The organism is Paenibacillus terreus, from assembly GCF_042138595.1.
Classification (GTDB): domain Bacteria; phylum Bacillota; class Bacilli; order Paenibacillales; family Paenibacillaceae; genus Paenibacillus; species Paenibacillus terreus.
Genome location: NZ_JBHIRX010000002.1, coordinates 431,366 through 451,535, shown reverse-complemented (window position 1 = coordinate 451,535; position 20,170 = coordinate 431,366). Strand labels below are relative to the sequence as shown.

At 51.5% G+C, this 20,170-nt stretch carries 18 protein-coding genes and 1 pseudogene; 12 read left to right on the top strand and 7 right to left on the bottom strand.

The genetic code is table 11. The annotated features are described in order from the left end of the window. Positions 1 to 37 precede the first annotated feature (37 nt). Complete coding sequence (locus tag ACE5KN_RS06285) at positions 38 to 787, bottom strand: IclR family transcriptional regulator (protein WP_375524505.1); 750 nt, start codon at positions 785 to 787, stop codon at positions 38 to 40. A 214-nt stretch (positions 788 to 1,001) separates the two neighbouring features. On the opposite strand from ACE5KN_RS06285, the gene ACE5KN_RS06280 reads away from it, so the two are divergent. The 3 genes and pseudogenes from ACE5KN_RS06280 (at position 1,002) to ACE5KN_RS06270 (ending at position 4,043) form a co-directional block, all read left to right on the top strand. Next, positions 1,002 to 2,282 (top strand): MFS transporter, encoded by a 1,281-nt coding sequence (locus ACE5KN_RS06280; RefSeq protein WP_375524504.1) that lies wholly within the window; start codon positions 1,002 to 1,004, stop codon positions 2,280 to 2,282. A gap of 25 nt (positions 2,283 to 2,307) precedes the next feature. Beyond that, positions 2,308 to 3,189 (top strand): annotated as a pseudogene (locus ACE5KN_RS06275) (CocE/NonD family hydrolase); the annotation flags it as partial. A 71-nt stretch (positions 3,190 to 3,260) separates the two neighbouring features. Then, the gene (locus ACE5KN_RS06270) at positions 3,261 to 4,043 is read left to right on the top strand and encodes a CocE/NonD family hydrolase (RefSeq protein ID WP_375524503.1); all 783 of its coding nucleotides are present in this window, start codon (positions 3,261 to 3,263) and stop codon (positions 4,041 to 4,043) included. A gap of 90 nt (positions 4,044 to 4,133) precedes the next feature. On the opposite strand, the gene ACE5KN_RS06265 is transcribed toward ACE5KN_RS06270, so the two are convergent. The 3 genes from ACE5KN_RS06265 to ACE5KN_RS06255 all read right to left on the bottom strand — a co-directional run bounded on the left by ACE5KN_RS06265 (position 4,134) and on the right by ACE5KN_RS06255 (position 7,110). Continuing rightward, the gene (locus ACE5KN_RS06265; RefSeq protein ID WP_375524502.1) at positions 4,134 to 5,321 is read right to left on the bottom strand and encodes a stalk domain-containing protein; all 1,188 of its coding nucleotides are present in this window, start codon (positions 5,319 to 5,321) and stop codon (positions 4,134 to 4,136) included. Between the two features lie 155 nt (positions 5,322 to 5,476). Next, a complete protein-coding gene (locus tag ACE5KN_RS06260) occupies positions 5,477 to 5,815 on the bottom strand; it encodes an HIT domain-containing protein (RefSeq protein ID WP_375524501.1) in 339 nt (112 codons plus the stop codon). 74 nt (positions 5,816 to 5,889) lie between these two features. Beyond that, positions 5,890 to 7,110: an MFS transporter gene (locus ACE5KN_RS06255; protein ID WP_375524500.1), complete on the bottom strand. Its 1,221-nt coding sequence runs from the start codon at positions 7,108 to 7,110 to the stop codon at positions 5,890 to 5,892. Between the two features lie 125 nt (positions 7,111 to 7,235). Between ACE5KN_RS06255 and ACE5KN_RS06250 the strand changes: the two genes are divergently transcribed. Continuing rightward, a complete protein-coding gene (locus ACE5KN_RS06250; protein WP_375524499.1) occupies positions 7,236 to 8,117 on the top strand; it encodes a LysR family transcriptional regulator in 882 nt (293 codons plus the stop codon). Here ACE5KN_RS06250 and ACE5KN_RS06245 read toward each other — a convergent pair. Then, entirely contained in the window at positions 8,104 to 8,436 is a 333-nt protein-coding gene (locus ACE5KN_RS06245; RefSeq protein WP_375524498.1) for an antibiotic biosynthesis monooxygenase family protein, read from the bottom strand. The two genes, ACE5KN_RS06250 and ACE5KN_RS06245, sit on opposite strands and share 14 nt — an antisense overlap. A 116-nt stretch (positions 8,437 to 8,552) precedes the next feature. Between ACE5KN_RS06245 and ACE5KN_RS06240 the strand changes: the two genes are divergently transcribed. Further along, a complete protein-coding gene (locus tag ACE5KN_RS06240) occupies positions 8,553 to 9,425 on the top strand; it encodes a LysR substrate-binding domain-containing protein (protein ID WP_375524497.1) in 873 nt (290 codons plus the stop codon). Here ACE5KN_RS06240 and ACE5KN_RS06235 read toward each other — a convergent pair. Continuing rightward, entirely contained in the window at positions 9,400 to 9,672 is a 273-nt protein-coding gene (locus tag ACE5KN_RS06235; RefSeq protein ID WP_375524496.1) for a hypothetical protein, read from the bottom strand. The genes ACE5KN_RS06240 and ACE5KN_RS06235 overlap by 26 nt on opposite strands. 18 nt (positions 9,673 to 9,690) lie before the next feature. On the opposite strand from ACE5KN_RS06235, the gene ACE5KN_RS06230 reads away from it, so the two are divergent. Continuing rightward, on the top strand, positions 9,691 to 10,479 hold the full coding sequence (locus ACE5KN_RS06230) for an ABC transporter permease family protein (RefSeq protein ID WP_375524495.1): 789 nt from the start codon (positions 9,691 to 9,693) through the stop codon (positions 10,477 to 10,479). Here ACE5KN_RS06230 and ACE5KN_RS06225 read toward each other — a convergent pair. Then, the gene (locus ACE5KN_RS06225; protein WP_375524494.1) at positions 10,476 to 11,408 is read right to left on the bottom strand and encodes an aldo/keto reductase; all 933 of its coding nucleotides are present in this window, start codon (positions 11,406 to 11,408) and stop codon (positions 10,476 to 10,478) included. The two genes, ACE5KN_RS06230 and ACE5KN_RS06225, sit on opposite strands and share 4 nt — an antisense overlap. Before the next feature lie 269 nt (positions 11,409 to 11,677). Here ACE5KN_RS06225 and ACE5KN_RS06220 point away from each other — a divergent pair, with 269 nt between their 5' ends. The 6 genes from ACE5KN_RS06220 (at position 11,678) to ACE5KN_RS06195 (ending at position 20,085) form a co-directional block, all read left to right on the top strand. Continuing rightward, positions 11,678 to 13,006: an LLM class flavin-dependent oxidoreductase gene (locus ACE5KN_RS06220; protein ID WP_375524493.1), complete on the top strand. Its 1,329-nt coding sequence runs from the start codon at positions 11,678 to 11,680 to the stop codon at positions 13,004 to 13,006. A 30-nt stretch (positions 13,007 to 13,036) separates the two neighbouring features. Further along, positions 13,037 to 14,674: an ABC transporter substrate-binding protein gene (locus tag ACE5KN_RS06215; protein WP_375524492.1), complete on the top strand. Its 1,638-nt coding sequence runs from the start codon at positions 13,037 to 13,039 to the stop codon at positions 14,672 to 14,674. Between the two features lie 36 nt (positions 14,675 to 14,710). Next, positions 14,711 to 15,637 carry an ABC transporter permease gene (locus ACE5KN_RS06210; protein ID WP_375524491.1) on the top strand — a complete coding sequence of 309 codons (927 nt, stop codon included), beginning with the start codon at positions 14,711 to 14,713 and terminating at the stop codon, positions 15,635 to 15,637. Between the two features lie 74 nt (positions 15,638 to 15,711). Next, positions 15,712 to 16,605: an ABC transporter permease gene (locus tag ACE5KN_RS06205; RefSeq protein WP_375524490.1), complete on the top strand. Its 894-nt coding sequence runs from the start codon at positions 15,712 to 15,714 to the stop codon at positions 16,603 to 16,605. 21 nt (positions 16,606 to 16,626) lie between these two features. Beyond that, entirely contained in the window at positions 16,627 to 18,651 is a 2,025-nt protein-coding gene (locus ACE5KN_RS06200; RefSeq protein ID WP_375524489.1) for an ABC transporter ATP-binding protein, read from the top strand. A 261-nt stretch (positions 18,652 to 18,912) separates the two neighbouring features. After that, positions 18,913 to 20,085, top strand: a complete 1,173-nt coding sequence (locus ACE5KN_RS06195; RefSeq protein ID WP_375524488.1) for a M20 metallopeptidase family protein — start codon at positions 18,913 to 18,915, stop codon at positions 20,083 to 20,085. Positions 20,086 to 20,170 lie beyond the last annotated feature (85 nt).

The window sequence follows — 20,170 nt, the reverse complement described above, 5'->3', positions numbered from 1 at the left end:
CAGACGATCAGGCATGTCTCTTTTTCATGTATTTATACTACAGCTTATGACCGAGATGATAAGAAATTTCCCGCGCAGTCTCCACTACGTTCTGAATCATGCTTTCCTTAAGCTCTTCTTGGTACAAATTCAACGGGATGGCGCAAATAATGCTGCCGACAATCGAACCGGTTGCATCGAATAAAGGGGCTCCGATGCCGATCGACTCGCTTTTCCGTTCACTGAATGTATAGGAATAGCCCTTTTCGCGCACCTCGTGGATATGAGCCCATATCTGTTCACGCTCCTGGGGGGATACCTGCTCCTGCTCCAGTATGCTATTGATGCTTTCATCAGGCAAAAACGACAGAATTGCTTTGCCGCTGGCGCCGATATGAATGGCTTGCAGCACGCCCAATTCCAGCCTGTACTGCAGCGCGTTCGAGCTGTGAATACCGAGGATAAAAGACAGCTTTTGATGCTGCTCTTGATAAATGGCCAAATATACGGATTGATTGAGCTCCTGGGCCAGACGCTTCAATGAAGGCTCCGCAACCGCTTTAATGCCAAAATTCGCATTGACCACGGACGACATTCTTGCCCATTCATTGCCTATAGTGTATTTATTGGTTTCCGGCAATACCTGCAGGATGTTCTCTTCCCTTAACGTCTTTAAAATTCGATGCAGAGAGCTGGCCGGGCAGTCCAAATAACGGGCAAGCTCATTAACCCCCCATACGGATTGTTTATCGATAAAAGCCTTCATAACCGCCAGCGTCTTTAAAGTGACATTCGACTTTGTTGTCATTCATACCACCTATCTCCCAAATAATCCATTCTTGATAAACATGTAAGCGTATGCTAATATCCAGATTATAATCTAAAGTCATTCCATATTCAAGAATATCATTCCACATAGTAGAACGAAAAAAGAAATGGTTTTTTATTTCTTCGATTTTTAGAATGGTATTCCGAATAGTGGAATGATCGTATTTTATGACACACTCCAAGGGGGAAACAGGATGAAAGACAAGGTTCATTACGCATGGTTTATTTTTCTCAGCTGCTGTATCATTTCATTTGTCGGTTTCGGTCTGACGGTGAATACGGCCGGCCTATTCTGGGGAGGAATGAGTGAGGATTTGCATTTGACCAGAGCGCAAATTTCTTTGAATGCAACGCTGAACGGCATTGCCGGCGCTGTCGCCCTGCTGTTTGCGGGAACGCTGTTCAAAAAAGTCAATACAAAGCTTCTTCTTTCTGTTTCTTTTGCAATCGTAGGCTTTGGTTTCATAGCCTGCTCATTTATTCAGTCGATCACTCCTTTTTATGTAATTAAAGTGCTCATGGGTTTTGCCCAGCAAATCTCGATCATGATCTCCATCCCTATTTTGCTGGGGAACTGGTTTGAGAAGAAGCTGGGTATGCTGTTTGGAATCACCGGCGCCCTCACTGCCGTAGGAGGTTCCTTATTCAATCCTTTAGTCAGCGACTGGATCCTGAACTTTGGGTGGAGAACGGCTTACACCATTATGGGCATTCTGACTCTGGTGCTTCTGCTTCCCATTTCCTTGTTCATTATCAAGTTCAAACCTGAAAACGGTGTCATGCCCTATGGAAGGGAAACAAAAGATACCACTGTCCTGGCCGGGGAGCCCGCAATGGATACGGGTTCAGAATCGGAAGGTGCCTCCTTTAAAAATGCATACAAGTTTCCGGCTTTTTATTTGTACATCCTCGCCGTGGTAGCGCTGCAGTCAGCCGGTTCACTTGTCCAGCACGTTCCTGCCCTGGCTGAAAATTTCGGCTTCACTTTAACCGTTGGCGCCAGTGTGATGTCGGCCCTTCTGCTGGGAGCGGCGGCCGGCAAGTTTTTAATGGGATATTTGCTGGATAAAGTTAAACCAGGCACTGTAGTGCTGCTCTTTGCTCTAGTTGGCAGTATGGGCTGGTACAGTATGGGGTGGATTCATCAGCCATTGCTGCTCAACGGTTCAGGTTTTGCCAGCGGTCTTGGGCAAGCCATTGTCCTGATCGCACTGCCACTGCTGATTCGTACATCTTTTGGTTCCAGGGACTACAGCCAATTTTTATCGATCATCATGATGTTCGGCGCGATCTCCAATGCGTTATCTGTATATATGCATGGTACTCTGTTTGACAGCACGCAATCCTATTCCGTCTCACTGGTTTACAATTTGGTGATGTACGCAGTTGCCTTCCTCGCGATCTTGATCATCATCAGGCTGGGTTCCAAGAAGGCGCAACCATTAAGCCCGGCAATAAACCAGCCTCAGCATTAACTTATCAAAGAAGGTGGCACTTAGTATGAACAAATTTCAACTGGATCCCGAAATGCTGCAGATTGCTTCCCAAATCGAACGGGAGATCGAGCCGGGGAGCTTCGAGGTCAAGGGCGTGCAAAACGTGAAAATCCCCATGCGGGACGGCATACTGCTTGATGCCTCCTTGTATGTTCCGGATCAGGGCGAAAGCTGGCCTTGCATTCTCATTCGTCATCCGTATCCCCATATCCACTCTTACCATGAAGCGAGCTGCATGCATTTTGTAAAGCACGGTTACGCCGTCCTGATTCAAAGCTGCCGCGGCACCGGAGCTTCTGAAGGAAAATGGGAGCCGTTCGTGAATGAACGCGAGGACGGGATCGATACACTGCAGTGGCTGGTTCAGCAGCCTTTTCAAAACGGGAATATTGCTCTGTTCGGCCAATCCTATTCGTCTTACACGACATGGATTATTGCGGATGCTTTTCCTCCTGAAGTGAAGACGGTGTTCCTTGACTTGTTCGGGGTTGACAGGTATGGGCAGATGTATTCTAACGGCATGTTCCGGCACGATATTTATACTTCATGGGCTTTTGCCAATTCCGGAATCAAGACAGAGGCCCATCCAGGCACATTATATCAGCAGGCATTACAAATCCGGCCACATCAAATTGCAGACCAAGAGCTGTTCGGTCAGCCCCTGTCCTTCTACCAGCATTACATCTCGGAAACGAGCCGCGCGTCGGAGTATTGGCAGCAGGGAATCTGGTCCCTGCTCCTGCAAATTCCGCAAAAAATCAATATCCCTGTCTTCGTGGTGGAAGGCTGGTTCGATCACCACCTTGAAGGCGCTCTAAAAGGCTATGAACTGCTTCCTGATGAAATAAAAAAATCGAGCAGACTGGTCATCGGTCCCTGGGATCATATCGGAAACTCTCCCGGAGAGCTCGACTATCGGATGCCAACCTTCTGGGAACGGCCAGAATTAAAGCTGGATTGGAATGGTTCGCGGTTCATCTTAAACATGAACATTCAGCCCCTTCTCACCCGGTTTCTTATTACCGGATCGGAGCAGGCAAATGGGAGCATGCAGATGCCTGGCCTCTTGCGGGCGTTTCCCGGCGTATGTATTTATCCGCGGATGAAGGCTCTTCCCGCATTACAGGAAGGCTGGGCAGAGAACCCTCTGCATCGGGAAAGGTGCAGTATGAATATGATCCGCAAAACCCGCTGCCTACTCACGGCGGAAGCGCGTTATTAGCCTGGATTATCCCGGGCTTCGGCGGAGCCCCGCATGGAAGCCTGCTGCAGCCGGATCACCGGCAGCGGAGTGATGTTCTCTACTTTGATTCTCCGGTTTTTGAGGAACCGCAAAACATAACCGGTAAAATACAGGTATCCCTGAAAGTGAGCACTGATGCGGAAGATACGGCCTTTAGCGTAAAGCTCATGGAGGTTTTCCCCGATGGGCGAAGCTTTAATATCGTGGATGGCATCACCTCTCTTGTATACCGCAACAACAGCGATCGTCCTCTGGTCTACACGCCTGGCGAGCCTGTAGATGTAAAGATCGAGATGTGGCCGACGGCCTGGCAGCTGCAGAAAGGATCGTTTATTCGGGTTGAGGTTTCTTCTTCCAACTTCCCTGCCTATCATGTGCATTCGAACTTCAAGGGACCCTGGGCTTCCCAGGAAGCAACAAAAATAGCAAGACAAACGGTATATGTAGGAAAAGGCGAGAGCTATATTGAGTTACCCGGAAAATGGGCAGATATGTGAAACAGGACAAAAAGAAGGTCATAACTACGTCAAGTTGAAGGAAAAGTCCAACTTTAAAAGCAATAAGTTGGACTTTTTTTACACCTTGTGTCACTTCTCTACTTCTACCGCGAATTCAGCCCATTGCGTCATCGATGGTCCGTGTTCGGGGGAAGGAATATAGGCAGGACTGATCACTCTGATCAGATAGCTGCCCTTTTCACTTAATGTGAACGAGCCTGTGAACTTTTGGTTCTTAATGGGCAGCTTGAAGCTTTTAATCTCTTCATAGACTTGATAACTGTCCTTGCTTGACGGTTGATACCGTTCAACGCTGATGGTCAGATTATCGAACAGGTCATCATGCTGCAGGATGTCTCCCGACACTTCAATCTTTTGTCCAGGTTTTGCCTGGATATAGCCATGAAGGGGGCTGGTGAAAGCAATGTTCTCCTTCCCCATCTCCAATACGGTGATCGGTAGCGAGCTCATATCTGTTACCTTCCTCTTCACAGTAACGATCTTGCTGCCAGCCGATACTGCGGTGAGCATCACCGCATTGGGCCCGGGGCGCAATTTTACGGTAAACTGCATCCGGTTATACATCCGCCCATCCATGGATATATCCTTTTCCGTTACCTTGCCTGTTTCGCCTCCCCAACCGCCGCTTCCTAATGAATACATGTATTGCGGAATATACATATCCTTCTGATACAGCATGGTGAACGTGGTGCTGGCTTGATCAGTCTCCCATTCAGGTTTTAATACCTCTATGACTTTATCGCTCCACCTCCAGACCACCGTGTTCTTCTCGGTTGAGACCGACATTCCAAGCCAGGATAACGCCCTTACCGGTACATAAACCTTTCCCGAAGCAAGGAACGGTGCCGGTATTTTCTCGCCGATCGCGCTTCCATCCGAAAGGTACGCATCCTCCGAACCGATCCGGAAGGTCAGCTTACTAAGCGGCGGCTGCACCTCAGGATGGATCACGACCTGTACCTGCCGTTTCGCGGCATTCCAGGTAACGCTTTCAGCTGCACCAGACTGCCGAAGGGTACGGAGAGGAACATATACACGGCCCCCTTTTAGTATGGGTTTGTCCGCTGCAATAGCCTTTCCGTCTAACGTGGCATCTTTTCCTTGAAGATCAAATTTCATTTCATGCTTAACCCTGTACATTTTCGCCACATCGCCCTTCGGCTCCATTGAGGATGCGGGAGCGGCATCTGCTAGAGCACCCGTTTCGAGGCTAAGGGCCATAACTGCTGATATAAACAGACACAACCATTTCTTCATCGTCTTCTATCCTTCCCAATTGATTTTTCTTCTTAATTAACTAACGGGATTGATTAGCAATTAGTTACATATCGGCCGAATTTCAGGTCATTTGCATCAGATAGCCGCCTTGGCGAAAAAGACCGTGACATCCTGATAAGCCGCAATTTGCTGCTTCATTCGTTGTTATGCAAAGGCTCGCCATGTGCAATATGAAAATGCAGATGCTTGGAATCCTGATATTTTCCGAGATTCGTGACGACCCGGCAGGCACCGTGTTCTGCTGTCACCTGGGAAGCAACCTTTTTAACAACATCCATCAGTTCAATAAGCAGATCGTTGTCGGCAGGCTCCAGAGTCAGGAGTGAAGATATATGTTTTTTGGGAATTGCAACGATATGTACCGGCCAGAACGGCCGCGTATGATGGTATGCCAGCACATTTTCCGTCTCGATCACCTTTTCTACCGCAGTACGTCCGCTTAATACCTCTTCGCAATAGAAATCTTCAATCATCTTTGACCTCCAGGAATAAAAGTTAGCTCCATTCTATCACCCTTCTTCCTGCGTTTGCCAATAGAGGACCCTCTTTATTTCGCAGCGAAACTAATCCGGACAAATAGAATCGCAGCAAGCGCTGCCGCTGACAGGATAACCGCAAACACCATCGCCCCCGCTTCCAGGCCGGTATAATCGATAAGATAGCCTGTGCAGACAGGCAGCAGCGCAGCAGGGATATAACCTCCCATATTGAGAACCGCATTAGCCTCCGCCCTGCGCTGCTCAGGAACATGAAGACCGATCAGCGTCAGCCCTCCCAGCTGCCCCAGGCCTTGACCGATGCCGGCCAGAACAGCAGCGAGCACAAGCAGTACGGCAGCTGAGAAATGAACAGCGATTACTATACTGCACATAGACAAAATGGTTGCCATAGAACCTATTAGGAAAATTTTGCGGATCGGCAGCCTTTTAAGTGCGAACTGAACGCCGGTGGCGCTCATGAACATGATACAGGCTGTTCCCCCTGCCACAAGCGGGCTTGTTACATGGAGAAGCTGTGAGAGCAGCGATGGACCAAGCGATAAAACAAACGAGGTTGCAGTGATGCCCGGTGCAAATACGGCGATGCCGAAGGCCAGATGCAGCCGGTTCGCCGAGGGCACAGCGGGAAGTCTCAGACGAAAGCTTTTTCCATGATGAAAATCCGCACGATTGCCAGGAATCGCAGCCGTAGCCAGAAAAGCACTTGCCAGAATGACAAGCTGAATCAGGTAAATGGGAACCACCGGACGCTCAAGAGCCTCAGCCAGAACCCCCGCCAGCAGCGGACCAATCCCGGCTCCCATCACCATTGCCACTGAAGCCGCCAGTGAAGCCAGCTCCTTCCGGTCTGGCCCGCCGCTGTCCACCACGGACGCCATGCCTGCCGACACAATCACCCCTACAGCGATCCCGGATAAAAAGCGGGCGATGAGCAGAACGGGTACGGAGGTTGCGACAAGAAACAAAAGACTCGCAAGAACAGCCGCGACAAGCCCCGGAAATAGCACCGGCTTTCGGCCAAACCTGTCGGAAAGCTGGCCGGCAATGAGCAGCGCCATAAGCAAACCGGCTATATAAGCCGCAAAGATAATCGTTAAAGTCCCATTGGAAAAGCCCATCTCCCCCTGCCAATAAACATACAGCGGAGTGGCCGAATTCGATAAAATAAACACGGCCGTCACCATCCAGGCTGTTCTCCATATCCGCCAGGCAGGCGAGCCCCCATCTAACGCCATTCCCGTCAGATTGGTTTCTTGATCTGGTGTCATACAGCAGTTCCTCCTCTAAGTGGCATTGACTTTTGCCTTTTCATCTTAGATCATGGAAATGTATAACCGGAAATACATATTTGGAATAGCTGATATAACCAAATAGTAATGGGAGAGCTAGACAGATGAATATGAACAATCTCAGGATTTTCATCAAGGTTGCGGAAAAATTGAATATTACGGAGGCCGCCAAGGAGCTGTACATCTCACAGCCGGCGGTCAGCAAGGCGCTGAAAAACCTGGAATCCTCCCTGAATATTCTCCTGTTTGCGCGGGATAAGCATAGAGGTTTGATCCTCACCGGGGCGGGAAAGGAAATACTGCTGCTGGCCCGGGAAATGATGGCGATTGAGAGCAAAATCCAGCAGATCGCCGACCGGGAAAACAAGCTGCTCAGAGGTAAGGTAAAAGTGGGCTCTTTTCCTGCGGCATCCACAAAGCTGCTGCCGGAGGTTATCGCTTTGTTCCGATCCAGGTATCCGCTTGTCCGCATCGAACTGACAGAAGGAACCTCCAATCAGATCAAGGAGTGGGTGGCTGACAGGACGGTGGATATAGGAATCGTAGCCTCTCCCTTTGATGACTTTGAAAACATGAGCCTGGTGCAGGATCACATGGTTGCTATTATTCCACGGAACCACTCATTGAAAGATATGGATCGTATCGATATTGAACAACACCAGGATGAACTTATCTTCTGTAAAGGCGGGCATGAGACATCTTTATCCTTGATTCTTCAGGAGCACCATATTCCTCTGCATGAAAATCTGACGGTGCAGACAGCCGAGACGTTAGTTCAGCTGGTGAAGAAAAATCTGGGGATCGGCATCATATCGAAGTTTACCCTCTCCTCTGTCTCGCATGATTTTCTGGTCAAAGATTTATATCCCGCCGTCACCCGCGAGATTGGCGTAATAGCACACTCCTTTGCCGAGTCTGCACCTGCAGCAAAGGAGTTTGTTCGTATCATGAGCGAGTTGAGCCGCTCAAGTCTCATAAATTCATGAAGCTGTCCCGTTCAACCTTGCTCACCCTCAAAGCGTAACGCTCGTACCATTGCGACTTCCCTTTTTCCTGCGCGACTCTATGCAAGCTGTGCTCCTTCCATGCCTTGATGCTTTCCAGCGAGTCCCAGTAGGAAACGGTAATCCCGACGCCATCCGCAGACCGTACACTTTCTATGCCAAGAAAGCCTTTCTGCTGTGACGCAAGCTCCACCATTTTATCCCCCATGGCTTCATAGCCCTTGTTGTCGCCGTCCGACAGCTGCGAAGTAAATATGACCGCATAGTAGGGCGGCTCCGGTGTTTTTGCAATGGAATCCATGTTTCTTCCTCCTCGTCGTTCATTCTATTAGAATTATAAGAGTACCCTTTCAATAAATAAAATGAATGTTTAGAATGGTCTATGTGAAACTTTTTCATGTAAAAGCGAGGTGCAGCATGAGCTTATTCAAATATGAAATCCTGCTCAAAGTCGTTGAAACCGGGAGCCTGACAAAAGCTGCGGAACGATTGAATCTGACCCAGTCGGCGGTTAGCCATGCGATTGCAAGCCTTGAAGGAGAACTGGAGCTCCAACTCCTTCATCGGGAACGCTCTGGGGTACGGTTAACTCAAGAGGGAGAGCGTTTATGGGGATACATGCAAGACATGGTGCACCTGCAGGGCAAGCTTCTGCAGGAAGCTGATCTCATCAAAGGACTGGAAACCGGTGTGGTCACGATCGGTACTTTTACGAGTGTATCCATGCACTGGTTGCCTGATATTATCAAAAATTTTCAGGACCAGTATCCTCTCATCGATATCAAACTCCGTGACGGGGATTACCAGGAGATTGAAAGCTGGATTGCGAAGGGCACGGTGGATTTCGGCTTTGTCAATCTGCCAGCCGCCCAGGGCTTGGAGCAGATTGAATTGAAACAGGATCAACTCCTGTGCATCACGCCTTCCAACCATAAACTGAGTGGAGAAGAATACATAACCTTGGATCATATCACGGAAGAGCCGTTTATTATGCCAGCCAAAGGCTGCGATACGGACGTGCGCAAATGGTTCTCGTCACAGAGAGAGACGCCCAACGTACGTTTCGAGTTGGAGGATGACCATGCCATTATAGCCATGGTGCGCAGCGGGCTGGGCATCAGCATTCTACCCGGGACAATTCTGGCTGATTGTCCGTCAGGCATTTGCGTCCGCCCGCTTGCGCCGAAGGCTCATAGAACTATTGGCCTGGCCGCCCTTTCTTTCAAGAAAGGTTCACCGGCAGCAGCCAAAGCGATATCGTTCATTATCGAAGCTTTTCGCTCCGAATAAATTCCCTTTCATACTGCTGCTGCGCGGCACTCAACGCGTCCGGGATCGACATAATGCCCAGTGCCGCGTTTCGTACGGCCATTCCCAGGATTCTTTCAAACCGGTTTTCGTTTATATCCGGGGATGAGCCAAGGCGTTTTCTGCGCCATCCCGTCTTAAAATGCCGCTCGATCCCCCGCAGCCAAGGGTACAGCTCCAAAATCTCCTCATTCTCAAACACCGAAGCGCAAGGCGACAGCCCTCCCAATAATGTGATTAAATTGGCATGTTTGCTCCTTTGGTGCTGGGCGGGCCGGATTTTCAGACCATTAACCCTGTCATTATGACCTTCGCCAAAAGCAGCTACTCGCAGGATATTGCGGCATTATTGGCCGTTATTCTGGGCATCGCGGCGGTCGTTTTGCTGGCCGTCATGAACAGGTTTGAAAAGAACGGAAATTATATCTCCGTCTCCAAAGTAAAGTCCAAAATCCAGAAGCAAAAAATAAACAATCCGGCATTGAACATCGCCGCACATGCGCTGGCATATGTACTGTTTCTCATTTATGCTGTTCCCATCATACTGGTTGTTCTCTATTCGTTCTCCAGCTCCCAGGCGATTCGTTCCGGGGTATTGAACCTTAATGAACTGACGCTGAGCAATTATTTGACGATTTTCACTTCGGCAGAAGCATTCCGGCCGTTCGCCATCAGTATCGTGTATTCCCTGGCCGCAGCCATACTTGTGGTCATTCTGGCTTTGATCACATCCCGTATCGTGCAGAAAGATAAACATAAGATTAATATGGCCTATGAATATGGCATGATGATTCCGTGGCTGCTGCCTGGAACGCTGATCGCCCTTGGACTCATGACCACCTATAATTCGCCCAAGTTCATGATGTTCAATCAGGTATTGATCGGAACGGGTACCATTATGCTGATCGCCTATATCATCTGGAAAAAAGCCGTCGTTCAACAACCGCGAGCATTAAACAAATACCCCTGCGCCGCATTGTGCGCAGGGGTTAAACTGTTGGCACGCGCAGGCGTCCCGTCGCGCTATTGCCCTTAATCGCGGAAAATCTCGCTGATCGCTTGGGTCTCCGAATCAGTCAGGCTGACGTCCAGCGTTTTCAGATTCTCCTTCACTTGCTCCGGCTTCTTGGCGCCGGGAATGAGCACGTCGATGGCCGGCTGCTTCAAATACCAGGCAAGTACGAGATGCGCAAGCTCCACGCCTTTTTGGTCGGCAATCAGCCGGGCCTGCTCCACCTTCTCCAGATTGCGGAGAAACGCTTCTCCCTGGAATAACGGAATGTGCGCGCGGAAATCGTTAAACTTCGTCTCAGGCGTATATTTACCGCCAAGCAGCCCGGAAGCGAGCGGGAAATAAGGCACAAACGAAATGCCGCTACTGCTGCAGTAAGGCAGCAACTCCTGTTCGGCTCCGCGCACAAACAGGTTGTATTCGGATTGCAACACATCAACATAGCCGTCCTTGTTCGCTTCCCGCAGCTGTTCGACGGAGAAGTTGGATACGCCGATGGCGCGGATTTTGCCCTCCTCCTTCAGCTTTTGCAGAGCGCCGACCGCTTCGTCTTTCGGCGTGTTTTCGTCCGGGAAATGAATGTAAAACAAGTCGATATAATCCGTCCCCAGCCGCTTCAGACTATCCTCCACCGACTGCTGCAGAAAAGCCGGCGAGTTGTCCATCACGGTTTGGCCGTCCACGAATTTATGCGCGCCTTTGGTGGCGATCACGGCCTTGTCCCGCCCGGTCTCCTTCAGCACCTCCCCGATCAGCTCCTCCGAGCGGCCCGGTCCGTAGATAAAAGCTGTATCCAAAAAGTTAACCCCAAGCTCCAGCGCAGTGCGTACGACGTCCTTGCCTGTTTCTTCATTCAAATCAGGATAGAGATTATGCCCGCCAACCGCGTTAGCTCCTAATCCGATCCGGTTTACAAGCAAATCCGTTTTACCCAGTCGAATACGGTCTGACATGTACGATCCACTCCCTTGATTTTGGATTTTTAATACAATTCCACTTTTAATGATAGAAAAGGTATCGCCCAAAAGCAAATTGTGCCCTTGACCACCCAACAGCATTTGAACCACTGTTTTGTGAAATCAATCGAAACTTTAAATGGATGTATTGAATTTTTCAAATATACATTGTCCGGTTGATAGCCTATTATAGCAGATATAAATTACAGTAATCCAAGTCGTTTAGACGGGATTTGTTTTTTAGCTGGAGAAAGGGGAGAAACAGCATGGCTCAAAATCGATATCTCAAATTGGGAACCTTCCTGCAAGGCGTTGGTTCCAGCATGTCCTTATGGAGACATCCCGAGGTGGAGGCGGATGCCAGCATTCGTTTCCCGCTTTACGTGGATCTGGCCCGGAAAGCGGAAGCCGGTAAATTTGATTTTGTATTTATAGCGGATGGGCTTCATATTAACGAAAATTCCATTCCCCATTTTCTGAACCGGTTTGAGCCCCTCACACTGCTGTCCGCATTGGCTGCCGCAACTTCGCAAATCGGACTTGTCGGAACATTGTCCACCTCCTACAGTGAGCCTTTTACGGTGGCACGCCAATTTTCCTCGCTTGATCACATCAGCGGCGGGCGCGCCGGCTGGAATGTCGTCACCTCTCCATCCGATGGCGCTGCCGCCAACTTCAATAAAGGCAGGCATCCGGCCCATGACGACCGCTACCGGATCGCTGAGGAATATTTGGAGGTTGCAACAGGGCTGTGGGATTCGTGGGAGGACGATGCGTTTATCCGGGACAAAACAAGCGGCGTGTTTTTTGATCCGGCCAAACTTCATCGCCTTAATCATAAAGGTGAATTTTTCTCCGTACAGGGTCCATTGAACATCGCCCGTTCCAAACAGGGACGTCCGATTATATTCCAGGCCGGCTCCTCCGAGGCGGGACGCAATTTGGCGGCCAAAACGGCGGATGCCGTATTTACCGGACAGGAGACACTGGAGGAAGCGCGCGCCTTCTATAAAGATGTCAAAACAAGGGCGCAGGCTTATGGCCGTTCTCCGGGAGAAGTGCTGATTTTTCCTGGGATATCCGTCATTGTGGGCCGGACGGCGGAAGAGGCCGAGCGCAAATATGAGGAGATTGCGGGGCTGGGGTCCATTCATGACGCCCTGACTTACTTAAGCCGTTTCTTCGGCTATCATGACTTTACTCAATATCCGCTGGATGAACCGTTTCCCGAGCTGGGGGATTTCGGATCTGACGGCTTCCGCAGCACGACGGACAAAATCAAAAAAGACGCAAAAGAGCTCCATTTGACCTTGCGTCAAGTTGCGCTGCGGGCTTCCACGCCAAGAACGGCGTTTATCGGAACACCGGAGCATATCGCGGATCAGCTTGAGGAATGGTTCCGGGAGGAAGCAGCCGATGGCTTTATTATCGGGTCCGGTGTGCCCGGCGGCTTCCATGATTTCGTGGATCAGGTGGTCCCGCTTCTTCAGCAGCGCGGGTTGTACCGTAACGAGTATGAAGAGGATACGCTGCGCGGGCATCTGGGGCTGGCCTATCCTGAGAACCGTTACACCAAACAGAAAATCACAAATTGACCTACTCTCAACACAGGGGGATCAGAACAAATGAAATTATCCAAACAGCATCGATATGTGACGGCTTTGACTCTGACGGTTTCATTGCTCTTGTCCGCCTGCTCCGGCGGCAGCGGAGAGAATACGGCTGCCGGAGCGGATCAGGCCGCTTCAGGCCAGACGACTGCAGGCGGCGAACTGACCTATGCGCTGGCGACTTCACCCGATACGCTGGCCCCGCAGCAAAGCGGTTTGGCCGTAGCCACACGTGTATACCGGTCCATATTTGATAATCTGGTGGTCAAACTGCCGGACAATACGATTAAACCTTGGCTCGCAACGGAATGGAGCATATCCGACGACCACAAAAGCTATACGTTCAAGCTGCGCAAAGGCGTTAAATTCCATGATGGCACACCGTTTAATGCGGAGGCCGTGAAGTTCACCTTTGACCGCATCCTTGATCCGAATGTGAAGGTAGGCAATGCCGCCGCCCAAATCAGCCCTTACGAATCCTCCGAAGTGATCGACGAATATACGATCAAGCTGAATCTGTCCCAGCCATCCAGGGCTTTCCTGGGCAACCTGAGCCAGGGCCCGTTAAGTATTATTTCGCCAACGGCGGTCAAGAAATACGGGGATGAGTTCGGCAAGCATCCGGTCGGAACCGGACCATTCAAGTTCGTGAAATGGGAAGAGAACTCCGAGATTACCGTGGAACGTAATCCTGAATACAATTGGGCCCCGGAAACGGTGGATAATCAAGGTGCCCCTTATTTGGATAAAATCACGTTCAAAATTGTCCCCGAAGAAGCGACGCGCATAGGCAGCGTACAAAGCGGACAGGTGCTTGCCGCCGAAACAGTTCCTCCGCAAAATGTACTTGCCTTAAAAAACGATCCGAATTTTCAGATTTTGGAGACCGATACCATTGGGTTGCCTTACACCTTGTTCATCAACCGGGAGCATGAGCCCTGGAATGAGCTGAAGGCAAGGCAGGCGCTGCAGTACGGTATCGACGTTGGTTCCATTGTGAAAACCTTGTATTTAGGCACCTATAACCAGGCCTGGTCCGCTTTGACGCCTGGCGTATTCAGCTATGATGAGTCGCTGGAAAATTCGATTCAGCCTGATCAGGCCAAAGCGGCGGCTTTGCTGGATGAGCTCGGCTGGAAGCCGGGTGCGGACGGAATCCGAGAGAAGGATGGCAAAAAGCTGACGCTTCATTACGTGGATGGTTCGCCAAACCGTGAGAAACGCAATGATATCGCGGTCATGATCCAGCAGCAGCTAAAGAAAATCGGCATTGATGTCCAGGTGGAAATTACGAAAGATGTAGCGACAGTCATCTATCAGAACCAGGATTATGACTTGTACGGCAACAGCCAGGTTAACGGCGATCCAAACGCCCTTTATGCGTTCTATCATACGCCCGCCGCAGGCGCCACTACGTTGTCTAAGCTTTCTGATCCACAGGTGGATCAATGGCTTGAGCAGGGTGCGGTAGAGACGGATGATGCCAAACGTGCTGAATTGTATAAAAAAGTGCAGCAGTACATTAAAGATCAGGCGGTGATTATACCGATCTACGTATTCCCTTACACCGTAGCCGCCGCCAAATCGGTTCAGAATTTGAAATTTGATGTGCTGGGATATCCGATATTCAATGATGTAAAGCTGCAAAATTAGTCGAGGCAAAAATGTAAACGAGGAGGTATCGGCATCATGACCAGAATGATTGCGGGCAGGCTCGCCAGCTCGCTGCTGGTGGTTTTCGGCTCGGCAGTCCTCGTATTTTGCATCCTTTATTTGCTGCCAGGGGACCCAACCAATACGATTCTGGACCCGTCCACGGCCACGCCGGAAATGATTAATCAACTGCGCCACCAGCTTGGTGTCGACCGTCCCTTATACGTTCAGCTGCTCGATTATTTCGGGGACCTGCTGCGCGGGGATTTTGGCAGATCGCTGCTGGATTCCAGTCCGGTCCTGCCTAAAATTCTGACCAGCTTTCCCCCCACCCTGGCGCTGACGGCCGCAAGCATGGCCATTTCGGTCATTGTCGGCATCCTGCTGGGCGTGCTCTCAGCCATTCACCGCAACGGATGGATCGACATTTTTGCCCGCCTCGTAGGCTTGTTCGGCATCTCGATGCCCACCTTCTGGTCCGGTATTCTGCTGCTGCTGATCTTTTCCGTTCATCTGAGCTGGTTTCCCGCGATGGGCTCGGACGGCTGGAAAACACTTGTGCTTCCCTCCATCACCTTGGGCATTATCGGCTCAGGCTTTATCGTGCGCCTCGTCCGGAACAGCATGCTGGAAGTGATGAACGAGCCTTACATCGTCACTTTGCGCGCCAAAGGCATCGTAGAGAGAACGGTCATGTACCGCCATGCTCTCCGCAATGCGCTGATTCCGGCGATCACGATGATCGGCATGCTGGTCGGCGAAATGCTGGCTGGCACGGTCGTCATCGAAACGGTGTTCTCCAGGCAGGGAATCGGGCGCATCCTTGCTGACGCGATTATGGCCAAAGATCTGCCGGTCGTGCAGGGAGTCATCTTTTTCTCGGCGATTATTTACGTCACCGTGAATTTGCTGGTGGATCTTTCATACACGCTGATTGATCCGCGATTGCGCAGATCTTTGTAAAGCAGGCGGTTCTTAAGTCGGCCGCTGCCCTGGCCGATATGCGCAACTTCAAGCGGAAGGAGGTTTCACAGAAAATGAGAGACACCGCAATAGATAAAAAGCTCTGGAGAACCGCAAGCGAAAGAGTTCAGCCCTTGCAATCCTTCCGGCGCGTCAATATCGCCAACCTGTTTGTGCTGGCAGCCGGGGGGATTATTTTGTTCATGCTGGCCTGTGCGCTGGTTCCCCAGTGGATTGCCCCCTATCCTCCTACAGAGATGCAGACAGACAGCATTCTGCAGCCCCCGAGCAGCAAGCATTGGTTCGGTACGGACTATTTCGGTCGGGATGTGTTCAGCCTTGTCGTTTACGGCAGCCGGGATTCGCTGTTTATCGGTCTGATGTCCGTTGTTGTGGGAGGCTTGGCCGGAAGCGTGCTCGGTTCTCTCTCGGGTTATCTTGGAGGCAAGTGGGATCTGATTTTGATGCGTTTCATCGATATCCTCATGACCATTCCCGGCATCCTGCTGGCGCTGGCTATTGCCGCCGCATTGGGACCGGGCCTGCTCAATATCGTGCTGGCCGTGGCTGTGGCGGGCATTCCCAATTACGCCCGGGTCATGAGGGGACAGATCATGAGCATTAAAGGGAGACCATATATTACTGCGGCCATTTCCATCGGAATGACCCGCCTTGACGTCTTCCGCAAGCATGTATTGCCTGGTTCGCTATCCCCTCTGCTCGTGATGGCTACCTTGGGTATCGGCAGCTCCATTTTGGCAGGAGCGGGGTTAAGCTTCCTTGGACTCGGGCTGGTGAAGGAAATTCCCGATTGGGGAGCTCTATTATCTCAAGGCAGAGGTTATCTGACCGTAGCTTGGTGGATCTGCACCTTTCCCGGTCTTGCCATCACCTTATTTGTGTTATCCGTCAATCTGATTGGCGACAGGCTGCGCGACCATTTGGACCCGAAGAAAGCCAAAATCTGAGCTGACAAAGGAGGGCAAGCATTGAGACCACTACTGGAAATCGAGCATCTGTCCGTTGAATTTCCCGCCCGGCCCGAACCTTTACAGGTCCTGTATGATATCTCCCTGACGATAGCGCCCCGGGAGAACATTTGCCTTGTGGGCGAATCCGGCAGCGGAAAAACGGTGACCTCGAAAGCCGTGATGCGGTTGACTGATTTCGAACACGGACGGATCACCGGCGGACGGATTCGCCTGAACGGGATGGATTTGACCCAGGCGAGCCCCAGGGAACTGCGTCTGTTGAGGGGTAAAAAGATGGCGATGATCTTTCAGGAGCCGATGTCCGCGTTCGATCCGGTATATACAATCGGCCATCAAATCACGCAGACTATTCTAACCCATGATCGTAAAAAAACACGTGCTGAAGCCCGAAAGCGCGCTATATATCTGTTGTCACGAGTAGGTATTCCCGAACCCGGGATGCGGATGAAGCAGTATCCGGGTGAATTGTCCGGGGGCATGCTGCAGCGTGCCATGATCGCAATGGCCTTGTCCTGCGGCCCCGAGCTGTTAATCGCGGATGAACCAACGACCGCCCTTGATGTTACTATTCAGGCCCAGATTTTGGGCCTGCTGCAGGAGCTGAAGCAGGAATTCAATATGTCCATTCTGCTGATCACGCATGATTTGGGCGTGGCGGCACAAATCGCCGACCGGATCATCGTGATGTATGCAGGCCGGATCGTCGAGCAGGCAGCGGCCGCCGAACTGTTCAGCCGGCCGCTCCATCCGTACAGTCAGGGACTGCTGCAGTCCGTGGCGACACTGGACACGGAAAAGGGAACCCGGCTGCCGTCCATCGAAGGCTCGATCCCGGCGCTGACAGACCTGCCGTCTGGCTGTCTCTTTCACCCGCGCTGCCCCTTTGCTACGGATCGCTGCATGCAGGAGGCGCCTCCGCTCGAACACAAAGACGGCCGGGACGTCGCTTGCTGGCATGCCGAACAGTCGGCATCCACCGGCAAATCCGCAGGGCAGGAACCACCTTCCAGCCGTGAGGTTTCCGTTCCCGCCTCTGTTCTGTCCCCTCGCCTGATGGACGCCCCGGAGCTATTCCAGATTAACCGGCTCAGCAAATATTACCCGATAAGAGGCGGACGGTTTGGTCACCGTTCTTTTGTCCGTGCAGTGGACGATGTCAGCTTCTCCATCCGGCAAGGGGAAACCTTCGGGCTTGTCGGGGAATCCGGCAGTGGCAAATCAACCCTGGGACGGCTGCTGCTTCAGTTGGAGAATCAAACCTCCGGTGAGGTGAAATTTCAGGGACGGGAGCTGTCGAAGCTGCGCGCGGCGGAGCTTCGCAGTATCCGCCGGGATTTCCAGATGATTTTTCAAGACCCATACGGTTCACTTGACCCCCGCTGGAAGGTGGGCGAGATCATCGGGGCACCGCTTGAGGTCCATGACAGATTAAGCGGAAAGGAGAAACAGCTCAGGGTCGGGGAGCTGCTGGAGTCGGTTGGTTTGGCTGCCTCCGCAATGGACCGATACCCGCATGAATTCTCCGGCGGGCAGCGGCAGCGCATCGGCATCGCGCGGGCAATTGCGCTGCGTCCCCGCTTTATACTGGCTGATGAAGCGGTATCGGCGCTGGACGTATCCGTGCAGGCGCAAATCGTCAACCTCCTGCTTGAGCTTCAGGAGAAGCTGGGGTTGACCTATCTTTTCATCGCCCATGGCCTGCAAATTGTCCGGCATATTTCAGACCGGATCGGCGTAATGTATTTGGGCAAGCTGGTGGAAATCGCGCCTGCTCATGAGCTGTTTGCGAGCCCCACCCATCCATATACCCGAGCGCTCATCGAATCCATTCCCCATATGACCCCGGGACAACAGTTCATGGCGAACGGAATACAGGGGGAAATCCCTTCACCCGCCCGTCCGCCGTCCGGCTGCCGATTTCATACGCGCTGTCCTTTTGCCACAGCCAAATGCCGTACGGAACAACCCGAGCTTGTCCCGGCTGGTGATGACCGTTTCGTTGCCTGTCATTATCCTTTATAGAGGTTGTTCAAAAAAGTCATCTTTTGATCACGAAGCAGGTCAGGAAGCGGACTCGACATCGAATCTTGAATTCAGCCGGGCCTTCCGGGGCTCACGTACCCCAAGTACGCTCCGCTCCCCAGTCCCTAGCTTCATCCAACTCCAGCGTTTTGAAAAAACGCACTTCGGAAGCGTAGGCTTCGGTGCTGAAAACCTGACTTTTTGAACACGCACTTATAGTTGCTTGAACAAAACCATGATCCATACCAGGAGGACGAAGTTATGTATGAAGCTATTGCGGCCAGGTTGGCCGAACATGAACAGCAGCTGATTGAATGGCGCAGATATTTGCACCGGAACCCGGAGCTTTCTTTTCAGGAAAAGAACACGGCCCGCTTTATTGCGGAGCAGCTTCAATCCTTCGGCATTGAAGTCCGGACCGGCGTTGGCGGCAATGGTGTACTGGGCTTTATACGCGGCGGAAGCCCGGGGCCACGCATCGCTTTCCGCGCGGATTTTGACGCTTTGCCCATTCAGGATGAGAAGGATGTTCCTTACAAATCAGAGGTGCCCGGCGTGATGCATGCTTGCGGCCATGACGGTCATACGGCTGTTTTGCTTGGCGTTGCACATGTGCTTCAGGAATTTCGGGAGGCGCTTCATGGAGAGCTGGTGCTAATCTTCCAGCATGCTGAAGAAAAACCGCCGGGCGGCGCCAAGTTTATGATCGAGGACGGCTGCCTCGATGAAGTGGATGCGGTTTACGGAATTCATTTGTCTTCCGAGTATCCTCTCGGCAAGCTCGGATTGAGATCCGGTCCGGCGATGGCTGCCGTCGATGCCTTTACGATTGAAATTCACGGCAAAGGCGGGCATGGAGCCAGACCGCACCAAACCGTAGATGCGCTGGTCATCGGAGCGCAGATCGTGAGCGGGCTGCAGCAAATTGTCAGCCGCAGAGTGAATCCGCTCGAATCCGCGGTGGTGACGGTCGGACAATTCTCTTCCGGAACGGCGTTTAATGTCATTGCGGATAAAGCCGAGCTGCAGGGCACGGTACGGACATTCAGCCCGGAGATACGCAAGCAGATTGAGGAAGAACTCAGAAGCATTGTTCAGGGATTAAGCGAGGCAGGCGGCGCGCGCTCTGACATTCACTATTTAAATGGATATCCCCCATTGGTTAATCCGGCGGCAGAAACGGAAAGGGTGAAAAAGCTGGTTACAAAGCATTTTGGCGAGGATGCATTCCTTGAGCCGCCTCCGGTAATGGGAGCCGAGGATTTTGCTTATTATCTGGAGCAAAGACCGGGTGCTTTCATCCAGGTAGGGGCAAGAACCGAGGATGTCCGGACCCAGTACTCCCACCATCATCCCAAATTTGATTTTGACGAACGGGCGCTGTTGAATGCGGGAAAAGTGTTTCTTGGCCTGGCTGCGGAATACTTAGGCTGATCAGTTAAATCGATATCATTATGGTTCATTTCGTACCATTCCACTTTTTCTGAAAACGTGCAAAGCCTCAATGATTCATGCTTTG